Below are 14,710 nucleotides of genomic sequence, written 5' to 3'. Positions count from 1 at the left end.
GTCCCGCCCACCCCCGAGCCGCAGCCGCCGGGCCCGCAGCCGCCGGGACCGGGACCGACGCCTCCGCAGCCGGTGCCGGCCCCGGACCCGTCGCCGTCCCCGGTCCCGCCGGGACCGGAGCCGGTTCCGAGCCCCGAACCGGGCCCGCCGCTCAGCTGACCCGATCGGCACGGACCGAGTGCCGCGTCCTGCTTCCCGGGCGCGCCCGCCCTCCGCGCTGTTACGCGTCCACCTCGGAGCGGTCCCCGCCCCACAGCGTGTGGAACGCGCCCTCGCGGTCGACCCGCCGGTAGGTGTGCGCGCCGAAGAAGTCCCGCTGGCCCTGGGTGAGCGCCGCGGGCAGGCGCTCCGCGCGCAGGGCGTCGTAGTACGCGAGCGCGGCGGCGAAGCCCGGCGTGGGCACCCCCTGGAGGGTCGCCGACACCAGCACCTCGCGCCAGGCGTCCTGGGCGGCCGCGATCTCCGAGGCGAAGGTCGCGTCGGAGAGCAGGCTCGGCAGGTCCGCGCGGGCGTCGTACGCGGCGCGGATCCGGTCGAGGAAGGCCGCGCGGATGATGCAGCCGCCGCGCCAGATCGAGGAGACGGCCCCGAGGTCGATGTCCCAGCCGTACTCCTCGCTGCCCGCCGCGATCTCGTGGAAGCCCTGGGTGTACGACACGATCTTCGAGGCGTACAGCGCCTGCTCCACCCGGTCGGCGAACGCCTGCGCCTCGGCCTCGCCCAGCGCGGACGCCTTCGGGCCCGCCAGGTCGCGGGAGGCCTCGCGCAGCGCCGCGTGACCCGAGAGCGAACGCGCGAAGACGGCCTCCGCGATGCCCGACACCGGAACGCCGAGGTCCAGCGCGATCTGCACCGTCCAGCGGCCGGTGCCCTTCTGCTCCGCCTGGTCCACCACGACGTCCACGAAGGGCCGGTCCGTCGCCGCGTCCACGTGCGAGAGGACCTCGGCCGTGATCTCGATCAGGTACGAGTCGAGGCGGCCGGTGTTCCAGGTGCGGAAGATGTCCGCGATCTGCGCGGGCTCGTAGCCGGCGACGTCGCGCAGCAACTGGTAGGCCTCGCCGATGAGTTGCATGTCGGCGTACTCGATGCCGTTGTGCACCATCTTCACGAAGTGGCCGGCGCCGTCCGGGCCGACGTGGGTGACGCAGGGAGAGCCGTCCGCCGCCTTCGCGGAGATCTTCTCCAGCATCGGGCCCAGCGACTCGTACGACTCCGGCGAGCCGCCCGGCATGATGCTCGGGCCGTGCAGCGCGCCCTCCTCACCGCCGGAGATGCCCGCGCCGACGAAGTGCAGACCCTGTTCGCGCAGCTCGCGCTCACGGCGGCGGGTGTCGGCGAAGTGCGCGTTGCCGCCGTCGATGATCATGTCGCCGGGTTCGAGCAGCGGGGCGAACTCGCGGATCACGGCGTCGGTGGGCTCACCGGCCTTCACCATGACGACCAGCCGGCGGGGCCGCTCCAGCGCCTCGACGAACTCCTTGGCGGTCTCGGCCGCGATGAACTCGCCCTCGTCGCCGAACTCCTCGACCAGGGCGCGGGTCCGCGACGCCGTCCGGTTGTGCAGCGCGACCGTGTAACCGTTGCGCGCGAAGTTGCGGGCGAGATTGCGCCCCATCACCGCGAGACCCGTGACGCCGATCTGGGCTGAAGTGCTCATACGGTTGGCTCCTTGGAGAGGTGTGCCCGTCAGTATCGTCCTCGGGACCATCCTGACGGGTTCGCGGCCCGGTTTCCCGGCGGGTCCCCCTCGTGCCGCCGGGCGAACGGGAGCGGCCGGTTGTCGCCTTGTCATGGCCTGTTCGGCGCCCTTACTTTTGCCGCTCCTGACGCACGTCGAGGGGGATCTCCCATGGCCGTACGCGGCCGGCACCGCCGGTATCAGCCGAACAGGATCAACCGAGCCTCGCTCACCGTCACGGCGGGCGGCGCCGGCATGGCGATACCGCTCATCGGCGCGGGAGCCGCCCAGGCGGCCGACGTGGACACCTGGAACAAGGTCGCCGCCTGCGAGTCCAGCGGCGACTGGAGCATCAACAGCGGCAACGGCTACTACGGGGGACTGCAATTCACCCAGTCCACCTGGGAGGCGTACGGCGGCGCCCGGTACGCGGCCCGGGCGGATCTGGCCACCCGCGACCAGCAGATCGCCGTGGCCGAGAGGGTGCTGGACGGGCAGGGCCCCGGCGCCTGGCCGGTGTGCTCGGGACGGGCCGGACTGAGCCGGGGCGGGGGCGCGCCCGACGTCCACCCGCACGGCACCCCGGCGAAGCCGTCCGGCTCCTCCGCCAAGGCCGCCAAGGCGCCCAAGACGTCGGACGCGTCCGACCTGTCCAGACGCTCCGAGCGGTCCGCACCGTCGAGGACGTCCCTCGACGACGTGCGGGCGCACAGCACCCCGCAGTCCCGGGCGGGCACCGCGCGCATGTACACGGTCGTGCGCGGCGACACGCTCTCCGGCATCGCGGACGCCGAGGAGGTCAGGGGCGGCTGGCGTGGGCTCTACGCCGCCAACCGGACCACCGTCGGCGCCGACCCGGACCTCATCCTGCCGGGGCAGCGGCTCAGCCTGAACGGCCGGGCGGCCGCCCCGCGGACCTCCGGCGGCGTCGAGCACCACACCGGCAAGCCGAAGACCTCGCCGGACGCCGGGAAGCGCAAACCGGCCAAGAGCGTCGAGCACAAGAGCGCCCCGCACAAGAGCGCCCCGCACAAGGAAGCGCATGGCAAGGCGAGGACCGGCCACTCCTTCGTCGCGCCCGTCGGCGCGGCCACCGGGACGCAGTACCACGCGAGCGGGTCCTCCTGGTCGAAGGGCTACCACACCGGTGTCGACTTCCCCGTGCCCACCGGGACGTCCGTGAAGGCGGTGACGGCGGGCGAGGTGGTGAGCGCGGGCTGGGGCGGCTCGTTCGGCTACCAGGTGGTCATCCGGCACGGCGACGGCCGCTACACGCAGTACGCCCACCTGTCCGCGATCTCCGTCCGGGACGGGCAGTCGGTGAGCGGCGGTCAGCGCATCGGCCGTTCCGGGTCCACGGGCAACAGCACGGGCCCGCATCTGCACTTCGAGGTGCGGACGGGGCCCGGCTTCGGGACGGACATCGACCCGCTGTCGTATCTGCGGGCCGGTGGCGTCAGGATTTGACCCGCTCCCGGTGCCGGTCCACGACCGGCATCGGGACGAACAGACCTCCGTACAGCGGGGTGTAGAACGAGGCGGGCACGTCCGGGGCGGACGGCTCCTGCTCGACGGGGTCGCCCGCGGCGCCTGCCGGGGCGGACGCCGGCACGGGCGTCGGCCGTGTGTCGCCGCCCTGCGCCGGCGGCTCCCCGAGCCGCACGCGGTCCAGCCCTGCGCCGTCCGGTCGTACGTCGTCCAGTCGTATGTCGCCCAGGCCCCTGCCGCCCAGCAGGACCCCGTCCAGCAGGGCCGCGTGCAGCACGCCCCCGTCCGGCAGGACGTCGCCGGACAGGATGTCGTCCGCTCGCGCCTCCTGCCGCCGTTCGTCGTCGGTCCCGGGCGCGCCGACCCCGGGCGCGTCGGTGCCGGGTGCTTCGGGCCGGGGGAACACGCCGTTCAGGAGCGCGCCGTCCAGGGCCGAGGCCGCCGCCGCCGACTGTTCGGGGAGGCGGAGTCGTGGGCCCGGCCGGGGCGGGGGCACGGCGGAGGCGTTCGCGCTCGGGTCCGTCTCGTCCACCGTCGCCGCGACGGGCGTGCCGCTCGTCGCGGCGACGGCTTCGCTCGCGGGGGCCGGGTCCGCGAGGACGGTCCGCGTCTGTACGGCCTGCGTCTGTTCGCTCTGCGGGGGGCTCGTCTGCAGGCGCTCCGTGGTGAGCAGGATCAGACCGCCCGCCGCCACCACGCCGCAGCCCAGGGCGAGCACGGTGCCCGTGGCGCCGTAGCGGAAGGTCTCGCCGAACATCGTGATGCCGACGGCGGCCGCCACCACCGGGTTGACCACGGTCAGCGTGGCCAGCGGAGCCGCGAGGCCCGCGCCCCGGTAGGCGGCCTGCGACAGCAGGATGCCGGCCGTGGCCAGCACGCCGATCACGGCCAGCGAGGGGAGGTCGGCGGCCGAGACGCCGTCGGTCCAGTCCACGGCGACGGTCTTGGTGAACACCGACGACATGCCGAACGCTATGCCGGAGGCGGTCGCCAGCAGCATGCTGCGGACCGCGGGGTGCCGGTGCGCGGCGCGGCCCGCGATCATCAGGGTCACGACCGCGCCCGCCGTGACGACGGCCACGGCCACGCGCTGCGCGGTGCTCAGCGACTGCGCGTCGGACGCGCCGACGAGGGAGAGCAGACCGGCGAGACCGACCGTCGCCATGATCGCGCCCCGCCAGGCAGTCGCCCCGGCCCGGCGGCCGACGAACAACGCCGCCATGGGCAGGGCGAAGACGATGGTCAGCGCGCCCAGCGGCTGGACCAGGCTGAGCGGACCGTAGGCCAGCGCCACCACGTGCAGGAGTCCGCCGAGACCGTTCAGCGCGACCGCGGCCCACCAGACCGGACGGCGCAGCGGGGCGTACTCCTCCTCGGGCGAGGACACCGCGACCTGCTCCTGCATGATCGCCCCGCCCGCGTACGCGACGGCGGAGACGAGCGACAGGACCACGGAGAACGCGAGGGCGCTCATGAGCTGCTCCTCTGCGTGAGGCGGGGGCACCGGGCCCGACGCGGCGAACGGTCGTCATCCATGGCCAACACGATGCCGTGTGGATCTGTTCCCGTCGTCGTCCCTGAGCACCCAATGAGTCCTACTACCGATGGAGTACGACGGGCCCGCCGTCCTCCCCCAGGCGGGTGACGGACCAGGGATCCCCCTGATCACCGACCCCGACCGCCCTTGGTACTACTGGACGTCGTGAATCTCGACCCCGGTCTCGGCGCGCTCCGTCCGCTCGGCGGCTTCTTCGCCCTGCACACCCCGGCGGACGGCTCGGCGGGCCCGGCCGACGGCCTGCCGACCCTCGCTGCGGCCTACGGGGCCCCGCATGAGGGCGGTCCGCCGCAGCCCCACGGGGACCCGCTGACCTTCCGCGTCCGCAAGGTGGTCCGGGCTCTGCGCGCGCCCGAGGACCGGGTCGGCGCCTCCGTCGCCCAGCAGGGACTCGCGGCCCGGCTGTGGTCCGTCGCGCTGGGCTGTGCGGTGCTGTACGGCGGCGTTCCCGACCTCGCGCCGGAGCTGCTGCGCTGGGACCCGGACGGGGCCGCCCCGGACGACCTGTGGCTGACGCGGGTCCGTCCCCTGCCCGCGGACGCGGCGACCGTCGCCCGGGTGGTCGTCGACGGCCATCTGGAACCCCTCGGCGCGGCTCTGCGGGCCCGCGGTCCGGTCGCGGCGGGCCTGCTGCGGGGCAACGCCGGATCGGCTCTGGCCGCGACCGCGCGTCTGCTGGAGCAGTGGGCCCGGGCGAACGGCCGGCCCGAGGTCGACGCACGCGCGCGTGCCCTCACCGCCGAGCTCCTGACCCACCCGTACCTCGAGGGCGCCGGGGTCCTCACCGGCGCCCACTACCGCCGGCGGAGCTGCTGCCTATACTACCGGGCCCCCGGTGGGGGCCTGTGCGGCGACTGTTGCTTCACACGACCCCCGCGCTCTTCCCCACGCGCCCCGTCTGGGTGACCATGAAAGGGAACCGGACGCTGAGATGGGGGTTACGGGTGCGAGTGGGACTGCTGACCCGGGAGTTTCCCCCGGACGTCTACGGCGGCGCCGGCGTCCACGTCGAGTTCCTGGCCCGCGAGCTGCGGCGACTGGTCGACCTCGACGTGCACTGCTGGGGCGAGGGCGGCACGGACGGCGTCCGGCGCCACCGGCCCTGGTCCGCGCTCGACGGGGCCAACGACGCGCTGCGCACGTTCTCCGTGGACCTCGCCATGGCGGCCGCGCTGGAGGGCCGCGAGCTCGTCCACTCGCACACCTGGTACGCCAATCTCGCCGGGCATCTCGCGCAGCAGCTGTACGGCGTCCCGCACGTGGTGACCGCGCACTCGCTGGAGCCCCTGCGGCCGTGGAAGGCCGAGCAGCTCGGCGGCGGCTACGCCCTGTCGAGCTGGGCGGAGCGGACGGCGCTGGAGGCCGCGGACGCGGTGATCGCCGTGTCCGGCGCCATGCGCGACGACATCCTCTCCTGCTACCCGTCCCTCGCCGCGGACCGGGTGCACGTCGTGCACAACGGGATCGACACCGAGCTGTACCGCCCCGACCACGGTACCGACGCCCTCGCCCGGATCGGTCTCGACCCCGACCGCCCGTTCGTGCTGTTCGTCGGCCGGATCACCCGTCAGAAGGGCGTGCCGCACCTGTTGCGCGCGGTCCGGGGCATCGATCCGGCGGCGCAGGTCGTGCTGTGCGCGGGCGCACCCGACACGCCCGAGATCGACCAGGAGTTCCGGGAGCTTTTCGCCGGGCTCGACAGCGCCCGGGACGGCGTCCACTGGATCCCCAGGATGCTGCCGCGACCCGAGGTGATCCAGCTGCTCACGCACGCGGCCGTGTTCGTGTGCCCCTCGGTGTACGAACCCCTGGGCATCGTCAACCTGGAGGCGATGGCGTGCGGCACGCCCGTCGTGGCCTCGCGGGTCGGCGGGATCCCGGAGGTCGTCGAGGACGGCGTGACCGGCACGCTCGTCGCCCTGGACGACGAGGGCGAGGCCTTCGAGGCGGGGCTGGGCCGCGCGCTCGACGAGATGCTCGGCGACCCGGCGCGGGCGGCTCGCATGGGCGAGGCGGGCCGGGCCCGTGCCGTCGGCGAGTTCGGCTGGGACGCGGTGGCCCGGCGTACGGTCGGACTGTACGAGGAGATCCTCAAACAGGCGTAGAGAGCCCCGCGCCGGGGCAGCCATGGGTATCAACCAGGGTGAGGGGAGCGGCCATGCGTCGTGGTGGGCCTTCGGTGCTCGGGATCGTGCTGGCGGGCGGTGAGGGCAAGCGACTGATGCCGCTGACCGCGGACCGCGCCAAACCGGCGGTCACCTTCGGCGGCACGTACCGGCTCGTGGACTTCGTGCTGTCCAACCTCGTCAACGCGGACATCCTGCGCATCTGCGTGCTGACGCAGTACAAGTCGCACTCGCTGGACCGGCACATCACCACCACCTGGCGGATGTCGAGCCTGCTCGGCAACTACGTCACCCCGGTCCCCGCCCAGCAGCGGCTGGGCCCGCGCTGGTACCTCGGCAGCGCCGACGCCATCCTCCAGTCGCTGAACCTGATCTACGACGAGCGGCCCGAGTACGTGGCGGTCTTCGGCGCGGACCACGTCTACCGCATGGACCCGCGTCAGATGCTGGAGCAGCACATCGACAGCGGGGCGGGCGTGACCGTCGCCGGCATCCGGGTGCCGCGCGGCGAGTCCTCCGCCTTCGGGGTGATCACGCCCGGCTCGGACGGGCAGAAGGTCGAGCGGTTCCTGGAGAAGCCCGCCGACCCGCCGGGGCTGGTGGACGACCCGGAGTCGGTGTTCGCGTCGATGGGCAACTACATCTTCACGACGAAGGCGCTCATCGAGGCCCTCCAGCGCGACTCCGAGGACGAACGGTCCGTGCACGACATGGGCGGTTCGATCCTGCCCCAGCTCACCGAGCGCGGCGAGGCCGGGCTGTACGACTTCCAGGACAACCACGTGCCGGGGGAGACCACCCGCGACCAGGGCTACTGGCGTGACGTCGGCACGCTCGACGCCTACTACGACGCCCACATGGACCTGATCGCGGAGCGGCCCGCCTTCAACCTGTACAACCGCTCCTGGCCGATCTACACCCACTCGGGCCAGCTGTCCCCGGCGCGTTTCAACGCGGGCGGCATCGCCGGCGAGTCGATCATCAGCTCGGGCTGCCTGATCCGCGGTCAGGTCACCCGGTCGGTGCTGTCCCCGGGCGTCGTGGTCGACCCCGGCGCGGTGGTGCAGGGCTCGATCCTGCACGACAACGTGCACATCGGGCGGGGAGCGGTGGTCCGCGGGGCGGTCCTGGACAAGAACGTGGAGGTCCCTCCGGGGGCGACCATCGGGGTGAACCCGGAGCGCGACGCGGAGCTGTACACCGTCTCGCCGGGCGGGGTGATCGCCCTGGGCAAGGGCCAGCGGGTCACGTAGGCCCTCACGGGCACACGGCCGGCAGCGGAAAGGGCGTCACCGAGACCCTCGCCCCGGAGACCCACTCCCGGCGTTCGGCGACGTAGAACCAGACGCCGTTCTGGAATCCGGGCCCGGAGTAGCGGGCGCCGACCTTCATCCTGCGGCCGTTGTCCTTCTGGCACGCGACGAGGAACTTCTGGTTCGCGAGGTAGAGGGTGCCGGTGAACTGCGTGTCGTCCTCCTGCGGAGTCCGGTACGCCTTGACGGGACAGTCGCCCTCGCACGAACCGTCGTCCGTCCAGCTGATCAGGGCCTCGAACTGCGAGGCGGTCGGCGTCGGAGGCGCCGGCGCGGACGGGGCCGGCGTGACCTCCACGGTCGTGGGCCCCACCGTGACGGAGGCCGACACGCCCGGGGGCGGCAGGAGGTTCTCCGGCGGGAGGGACGGGGTGGGCCGCTGCCGCCCGTGGCCGTCGTCCGGCGAAGGTGAAGGCGTCGGCCGTCGCGACGGCGCGGTCCCGGTGGGCGACGGCGACGGGCGCGCGGCCGGGGAGGGCGAGGCGCCGGCCGCTCCGGGTGAGGCGACCGCGTCGGAGCGCCCGCTCCACTGCTGCCAGAGGCCGAAGGCCGTCACGCTGAGGCCGAGGAGCCCTGCCACGAGGAGGAGACGTCCCCGCAGGTGTCCCGAGCGTGCCGCACGGGTCGCCGGTTCCATCCGGCGGAGGACCTCGACGACCGCCTCCGCCGCCGCCTGCGCCGCCGTCAGGTCCGGATCCTCCCGGCCGCCCGGCCCGTCGCGGCATTCGTCGGCGCCGCCGATGCCATGGACGACGAGGGTGTCCGGCCGGCCGCCGAGGTGGGCCGCGTGGAGCACTCCCGTGCTGTCGGTCTCGATCGCGACCGCGTCCTCGTAGTGCTGCCGCAGGCTCCGGGCCGGGGCGGACTCCGGATCCGCGAGGACGACGTCGCTCACGGCGACGGGCGCGAAGTGCGCGCCGCCCCGCAGCGCGTGCCGGGCCGTCTGCTCGAGACGGTGGGAGCAGCGCCAGACCTCGGGACGCGCGAGGAAGCCCTCGGGCGCCGCCCTGCCCCCCTGGACGCCGTACACCTTGGTGGCGACCACGACGGAGCCCGGCGGGAGGCTTCCCTTCAGGGGTCTCGCCACGCCGACGAGCAGCAGGGCCTGCGGCCTCAGCCAGTCGAAGAGCTGGGTCGTCAGGGCCGCGGCCGTCAGGGCGCCCGTGCCCGTCTCGCACAGCGCCACCCGCCACGCCGTCCCGGTCAGGCGACCGCACTCGACCCGGGTGCCGGAGGGATGCACGAGGGTCACGACGTCGGCGAGACGACCACGGACCACGTCGTATCCGGACACGTGGGCCGAGAGGACCACGGCGGTGGGGTGATGAGCGCCGCCTGCTGCCACGTACCCGCCCCGGTGGTCGCGGGCCCGGGGCCCGGAGGATGCCGAGGCTCACGGTAGAGGACCGGGTCCGCGCGCGCCGCGAGATCCCGGGAGACAAGGACTTAATCCGATGTTAACTGTGTGTAGAGCGATCGTACTTGACCGTAATCACGGGTGAGAGGTTGACTGCCTACTCACCCCATCGTGACGCGAGGCGAGCCCTTGACTGCTGATGATCTGCTGGCACCGCTGGACCTGGCGTTCTGGAACATCGAGTCCGCCGACCACCCCATGCACCTCGGCGCGCTCGGGGTCTTCTCGGCCGCGTCGCCCGCCGCGGCCGCCCATGCGGCCGATCTGCTCGCCTCCCGGGCGGCCGCCGTGCCCGGCCTGCGCATGCGGATCCGGGACGTGTGGCAGCCCTTCGCCTTCGGTGGCGCGGTGCGCGAGCCCGATCCGGAGTTCGACCCCCTGCACCACGTCCGGCTGCACGGGCGCGCCGCCGACTTCCAGGCGGAGGCGGGCCGGCTCATGGAACGGCCGCTGGAGCGCGGCCGCCCGCCGTGGGAGGCGCACGTGCTGCCCGGCGAGGACGGCGAGTCCTTCGCCGTCCTCTTCAAGTTCCATCACGCCCTCGCCGACGGGCTGCGCGCGCTGACCCTGGCCGCGGCCGTCCTGGACCCCATGGACCTGCCCGCGCCGCGGCCGCGGCCCGTGCCGCCGCCCGCGCCGCTGCTCCCGGACGTGCGCAGGCTTCCGGGCCTGCTGCGCGGGGCGGTCTCCGAGGTGGGCCGCGCCCTCGACATCGGCGCGTCGGTCGCCGTGTCGGGGCTGGGCGTGCGTTCCAGCACCGCGCTCACCGCCGAGTCCACCGGCACCCGCCGCACCGCCGGCGTGGTCGTCGACCTCGACGACGTGCACCGGGTCCGCAAGGTCGCCGGCGGCACCGTCAACGACGTGCTGATCGCGGTCGTGGCGGGGGCCCTGCGCCGCTGGCTCGACGAGCGCGGCGACGGCAGTCAGGGCGTGCGGCCCCGTGCGCTGATCCCGGTCTCCCAGCGGCGCCCGCGCACCGCGCACCCGCAGGGCAACCGGCTCTCCGGCTACGTGCTGCGCCTCCCGGTCGACGACCCGGACCCGCTCGCCAGGCTCGCCCACTGCCGGACCGCCATGGACCGCAACAAGGACGCGGGGCCCGGTCGCGGCGCCGGCGCGGTCGCCCTGCTCGCCGACCACGTGCCGGCGCTCGGCCACCGTCTGGGCGGGCCCGTGGTCGGTCAGGCCGCCCGGCTCTGGTTCGACATCCTCGTCACCAGCGTTCCGCTGCCCGGCTTCGGCCTCCGGCTCGGCGGGAACCCGCTCGCCGAGGTCTTCCCGTACGCCCCGCTCGCCCGCGGCCAGGCCCTGGCGGTCGCCGTGTCGACGTATCGCGGCCAGGTCCACTACGGGCTCGTCGCCGACGCCGAGGCGGTCCCCGACCTCGACCGGTTCGCGGGCGCGCTGACCGCGGAGGTGGAGACGCTCATCACGGCGTGCGGCTCTTGACGGGAACGGGTTTGGAGGAGCGGCCCGGCGCTCCGTAAAATTCCCCGTTCGTAGGGCGGGCGCGGTCGGAGCGCCGCACACGTGAGCAGGGAAGCGGCAGCGCGATGACGGTGACAGAGGACGGCTCGGCGGCGATCGCGGACGACGTCGTGGACGAGGTCGTGTACGGACCCGGCATCGATCCGGAGCGGCTCGCGGTGTGCCTCGCCGTGCTGGACGAGCTCGACGGGCTGGACGTCGACCACCCCGACGCGATCGCCGTTCGCCGGGCCACCGCCGGTGTGTACCGCACGGTGAAGCAGCGCCGCCGCCAGGAGCGCCGGGCCGCCAAGACCGCCCACGACAAGGCGGTCACCGAGGCCACCGCCACCGGCTCCGCCCAGCGCATCGACGACGAGACGGAGGGCATCCTGCCGTCGTCGGTGACGGAGGAGGGCAGGATCGCGGGGATACTCCAGCGCCCGCGCTCCTGCTACACCTGCAAGACCAGGTACGTCGAGGTCGACTACTTCTACCACCAGCTCTGTCCGGCCTGCGCCGAGCTGAACCGCTCCCGCCGCGACGCCCGCGCCGACCTCACCGGCAAGCGGGCGCTGCTCACCGGCGGCCGCGCCAAGATCGGCATGTACATCGCGCTGCGGCTGCTGCGCGACGGGGCGCACACGACGATCACCACGCGCTTCCCCAAGGACGCCATCCGCCGCTTCAAGGCCATGGACGACTCCGCCGACTGGATCCACCGGCTGGAGGTCGTCGGCATCGACCTGCGCGACCCGGCGCAGGCCGTGGCGCTCGCCGACCGGGTCGCCGAGGCGGGCCCGCTGGACATCCTCGTCAACAACGCGACGCAGACCGTGCGCCGGCTGCCCTCCGCGTACGCCGCCCTGGTCGACGGAGAGGGCGCCCCGCTGCCCGCCGGCGAGCTGCCCGCCCACCACGTCATCGGCGCCTTCGGCTCCGGCGCGGTGGACGGCCTGGCCGCGCTGCCCGTCGGCATCAGCGGCCTGGACGCCCAGCAGGTCGCCGACCTGGCGCTGGTCGCCGGCAACGCCAGCGTGGCCCGGCACCTCGACGGGACCGCGATCGACGCCGGCGGTCTGGTCCCCGACGTCGTCGACACCAACACCTGGGTGCAGACCATCGAGCAGATCTCCCCGGTGGAGCTGCTGGAGACCCAGCTGTGCAACTACACGGCGCCGTTCATCCTGATCAGCAAGCTCCGGCCGGCCATGGCCGACGCCGCGAGGAAGGCGGCGAGCGGGCGGGCCTACGTCGTCAACGTCTCGGCGATGGAGGGCGTCTTCGGCCGCGGCTACAAGGGCGCGGGCCACCCGAACACGAACGCCGCCAAGGCCGCGATGAACATGGTGACGCGGACCAGCGCCCAGGAGATGTTCCAGGCCGACGGCATCCTGATGACCTCGGTCGACACCGGCTGGATCACCGACGAGCGCCCGCACTTCGACAAGCTGCGGCTCGCGGAGGAGGGGTTCCACGCGCCGCTCGACCTCGTCGACGGGGCGGCCCGGGTCTACGACCCGGTGGTGCGGGGCGAGGCGGGCGAGGACGTCTACGGGGTCTTCCTGAAGGACTACGCGCCGGGCAAGTGGTAGGCGCGCCGGACGCGCGGCAGTCGGACGCGCGGTAAGGGGGGCGGGCCGCCGGGCCCCGGCGCGGCCCTCAGGTCGCGACGCGGGCTCTGCGCACCCGGGTGCCGCCGTCCACCAGCAGGTCCGCGCCGGTGATCCACTCCGCCGCGTCCGACGCCAGCCACAGCACCGCCCGCGCCACGTCCTCGGGCTCCCCGATGCGGGCCAGCGGGAGAGCGGCCGCGGTCTCCCGCTCTCCCGGCTCCCACACGAACCGCGCCATCTCGGTGCGGACGAGACCGGGGGAGACGGAGTTGACCCGGACTCCCGGCCCCAGCTCACCGGCCAGCTGCTGGGTGAGATGGAGCAGGGCCGCCTTGCTGGTGCCGTACGCGCCCACGCCGGGGCCGGTGTGCGCGGCGCCCTCGGTGCAGACGTTGACCACCGTCCCGCCGTGCTCGCGCATCCAGCCCCGCCACGCGCACTGCGTCAGCCGCAGCGGCGCCTCGACGTTGACGGCGAACGCCTCCCGCCAGAGCGCCGGGTCGGCGTCCATCAGGGGGCCGTACGGCTGGTTCGTCGCCGCGTTGTTGACCAGGACGTCCAGCCGGCCGAACGCGCGCAGACACAGGCCGGTGAGTTCCTCGGGATGGCCGGGGTCCGTGACGCTTCCGGCAAGGCCCACCCCGTCCAGTTCCGCGGCGGTGCGCCGTACGGCGTCCGGGTCTCGGGCGCTCACGCAGACCCGCGCCCCGGCGTCCGCGAGCGCGCGGGCCACGGCCCGGCCGATGCCGCGGGTGGCGCCGGTGACCACCGCGGCCCGCCCGTGCAGACCGTACCGCCCGTGCGACGACGTCATCCGCGTACCGTCTCATGACGGACCGTCAATCAACAGCCTTCAGACGGGAGTTGCGTGCCGCGACCAGTTCGAGCACGGTGCGCCAGTCCTCCAGGACGCCCGCGTCGAAGACGGTCGTCAGGCCGTCCTCGTCGGCCTGGCGCAGGCTGAGCAGGTCGTCGTCGGTCCAGGCGCCGCGCCAGGGGTGCAGCCGTACGAGCCGGGCGACCCGGGGACCGAGCAGCGGCCGCACGGCGTCGGCGGCGAGTCCCGCCCGGCCGGCCGGGTCGGCGGGAGCCAGCAGCTGCCCCACGGGACGCACCAGTCCGACGAGCTGGAGCTCCTTGTCCGCGGGCCTGCCGCGGCGCAGCAGCGCGGCCGTGCGCAGCGCGTGGTCGTGGAGGTCGGCTCCGGGGCCCGGGCGGCGCCGGGTGTCCCGCACGCCGCGGCAGGCGTACAGCAGGTCCATCAGCTCCTCGACGCTGCGCAGCTCCATGCGTCGGTCCTCCCGGGAGTCGGCCGTTGCGCACATCAGCAGATCATGGGCTGCTTGCGATCGGGCGAACGGCGCCTGAACGGTGCGCCCGGATGGGCGGCGGTGTTCACCCCTGTACGCCGGTCGAGTGAACACAACGGGTGCATCAGGGTGGAAAAGGGTTCAATTCACCTGCGGAGACATACGGGTGACTCGCCACGGTTATCCCAAATCTTCGAGCGCTATCGAGCGGCACCCCGCTCATCTGGTTACGCTGTAGCCGACGGACAGCAGGACGGAGTGCCACCCACACCCATCGTCCGTCTGGGACAAGCCGGTTCACCACGGCCAGCTCTCCTGGGAGTCACCGGCGCAACCGTGTCGCCACCGACTCCAGCCCGACCCGAGGGAGCGTCCAGCGCCGGACCGCAGAGTGGCCGGCACGCCCCGAGGGTGATCCGACACATAAGGAGTGCGCGGTGACACCGGAGAAGACGAATCGAGAACAGCGCCCCAAGGAACGCACGGATCGCGCCGGCCGCCGTCCCGGCGAGCTCGGCAGCCTCGACGTGTGGGCCCGCTCCGCCCCGATCCGCCTGGCGGGCTACGAGGACGACCTCGCCGAGCCCCACATCCTGCCCAGCGTGGACTGAACCCGACCGCGGAATCCCGCGCGATCGCCGACCGCGTGGGCGTGCGCCCGTCCGAGCCACGCCCATGCGAACCACCGGCCCGCGGACCTCGCCCGCCTGTGGCCCCACCCGCCCCCCGCC

The 14,710-nt window shown here is 73.9% G+C and carries 12 protein-coding genes; 7 read left to right on the top strand and 5 right to left on the bottom strand.

Annotated elements, in window-relative coordinates; translation table 11 throughout:
- Positions 1–220 precede the first annotated feature (220 nt).
- A complete protein-coding gene (gene gnd, locus KMS84_RS34240; protein ID WP_256920423.1) occupies positions 221–1,660 on the bottom strand; it encodes an NADP-dependent phosphogluconate dehydrogenase in 1,440 nt (479 codons plus the stop codon).
- 192 nt (positions 1,661–1,852) lie between these two features.
- Between gnd and KMS84_RS34235 the strand changes: the two genes are divergently transcribed.
- Positions 1,853–3,148: a transglycosylase family protein gene (locus KMS84_RS34235; protein ID WP_256920422.1), complete on the top strand. Its 1,296-nt coding sequence runs from the start codon at positions 1,853–1,855 to the stop codon at positions 3,146–3,148.
- Here KMS84_RS34235 and KMS84_RS34230 read toward each other — a convergent pair.
- A complete protein-coding gene (locus tag KMS84_RS34230) occupies positions 3,138–4,643 on the bottom strand; it encodes a DMT family transporter (RefSeq protein ID WP_256920421.1) in 1,506 nt (501 codons plus the stop codon). The two genes, KMS84_RS34235 and KMS84_RS34230, sit on opposite strands and share 11 nt — an antisense overlap.
- A 228-nt stretch (positions 4,644–4,871) precedes the next feature.
- Here KMS84_RS34230 and KMS84_RS34225 point away from each other — a divergent pair, with 228 nt between their 5' ends.
- The 3 genes from KMS84_RS34225 to glgC are packed head-to-tail and all read left to right on the top strand — an operon-like array spanning position 4,872 to position 8,106.
- Positions 4,872–5,633, top strand: a complete 762-nt coding sequence (locus KMS84_RS34225; RefSeq protein ID WP_256920420.1) for a (2Fe-2S)-binding protein — start codon at positions 4,872–4,874, stop codon at positions 5,631–5,633.
- Positions 5,634–5,671: 38 nt separating this feature from the next.
- Positions 5,672–6,832 (top strand): glycogen synthase, encoded by a 1,161-nt coding sequence (gene glgA / locus KMS84_RS34220; protein ID WP_256920419.1) that lies wholly within the window; start codon positions 5,672–5,674, stop codon positions 6,830–6,832.
- A 53-nt stretch (positions 6,833–6,885) separates the two neighbouring features.
- The gene (gene glgC / locus KMS84_RS34215) at positions 6,886–8,106 is read left to right on the top strand and encodes a glucose-1-phosphate adenylyltransferase (RefSeq protein ID WP_256920418.1); all 1,221 of its coding nucleotides are present in this window, start codon (positions 6,886–6,888) and stop codon (positions 8,104–8,106) included.
- A 4-nt stretch (positions 8,107–8,110) separates the two neighbouring features.
- On the opposite strand, the gene KMS84_RS34210 is transcribed toward glgC, so the two are convergent.
- Positions 8,111–9,511 (bottom strand): 5'-methylthioadenosine/S-adenosylhomocysteine nucleosidase family protein, encoded by a 1,401-nt coding sequence (locus KMS84_RS34210; RefSeq protein ID WP_256920417.1) that lies wholly within the window; start codon positions 9,509–9,511, stop codon positions 8,111–8,113.
- 201 nt (positions 9,512–9,712) lie between these two features.
- Here KMS84_RS34210 and KMS84_RS34205 point away from each other — a divergent pair, with 201 nt between their 5' ends.
- Positions 9,713–11,035 carry a wax ester/triacylglycerol synthase family O-acyltransferase gene (locus tag KMS84_RS34205; protein ID WP_256920416.1) on the top strand — a complete coding sequence of 441 codons (1,323 nt, stop codon included), beginning with the start codon at positions 9,713–9,715 and terminating at the stop codon, positions 11,033–11,035.
- Between the two features lie 104 nt (positions 11,036–11,139).
- The gene (locus tag KMS84_RS34200; RefSeq protein ID WP_256920415.1) at positions 11,140–12,648 is read left to right on the top strand and encodes an SDR family NAD(P)-dependent oxidoreductase; all 1,509 of its coding nucleotides are present in this window, start codon (positions 11,140–11,142) and stop codon (positions 12,646–12,648) included.
- Between the two features lie 67 nt (positions 12,649–12,715).
- On the opposite strand, the gene KMS84_RS34195 is transcribed toward KMS84_RS34200, so the two are convergent.
- Both KMS84_RS34195 and KMS84_RS34190 read right to left on the bottom strand, forming a co-directional pair.
- Positions 12,716–13,483 (bottom strand): SDR family oxidoreductase, encoded by a 768-nt coding sequence (locus KMS84_RS34195; RefSeq protein ID WP_256920413.1) that lies wholly within the window; start codon positions 13,481–13,483, stop codon positions 12,716–12,718.
- A gap of 25 nt (positions 13,484–13,508) precedes the next feature.
- Positions 13,509–13,958 carry a hypothetical protein gene (locus KMS84_RS34190; protein ID WP_256920412.1) on the bottom strand — a complete coding sequence of 150 codons (450 nt, stop codon included), beginning with the start codon at positions 13,956–13,958 and terminating at the stop codon, positions 13,509–13,511.
- Positions 13,959–14,416: 458 nt separating this feature from the next.
- Between KMS84_RS34190 and KMS84_RS34185 the strand changes: the two genes are divergently transcribed.
- Positions 14,417–14,590, top strand: coding sequence for a hypothetical protein (locus tag KMS84_RS34185; RefSeq protein ID WP_256920411.1), 174 nt, complete (start codon positions 14,417–14,419; stop codon positions 14,588–14,590).
- Positions 14,591–14,710: the final 120 nt, after the last annotated feature.

It is taken from the genome of Streptomyces hilarionis, from assembly GCF_024539675.1.
Taxonomy (GTDB): domain Bacteria; phylum Actinomycetota; class Actinomycetes; order Streptomycetales; family Streptomycetaceae; genus Streptomyces; species Streptomyces hilarionis.
Note: the sequence above shows the minus strand (reverse complement) of the source record. Positions and strands in the feature narration are given on the sequence as shown.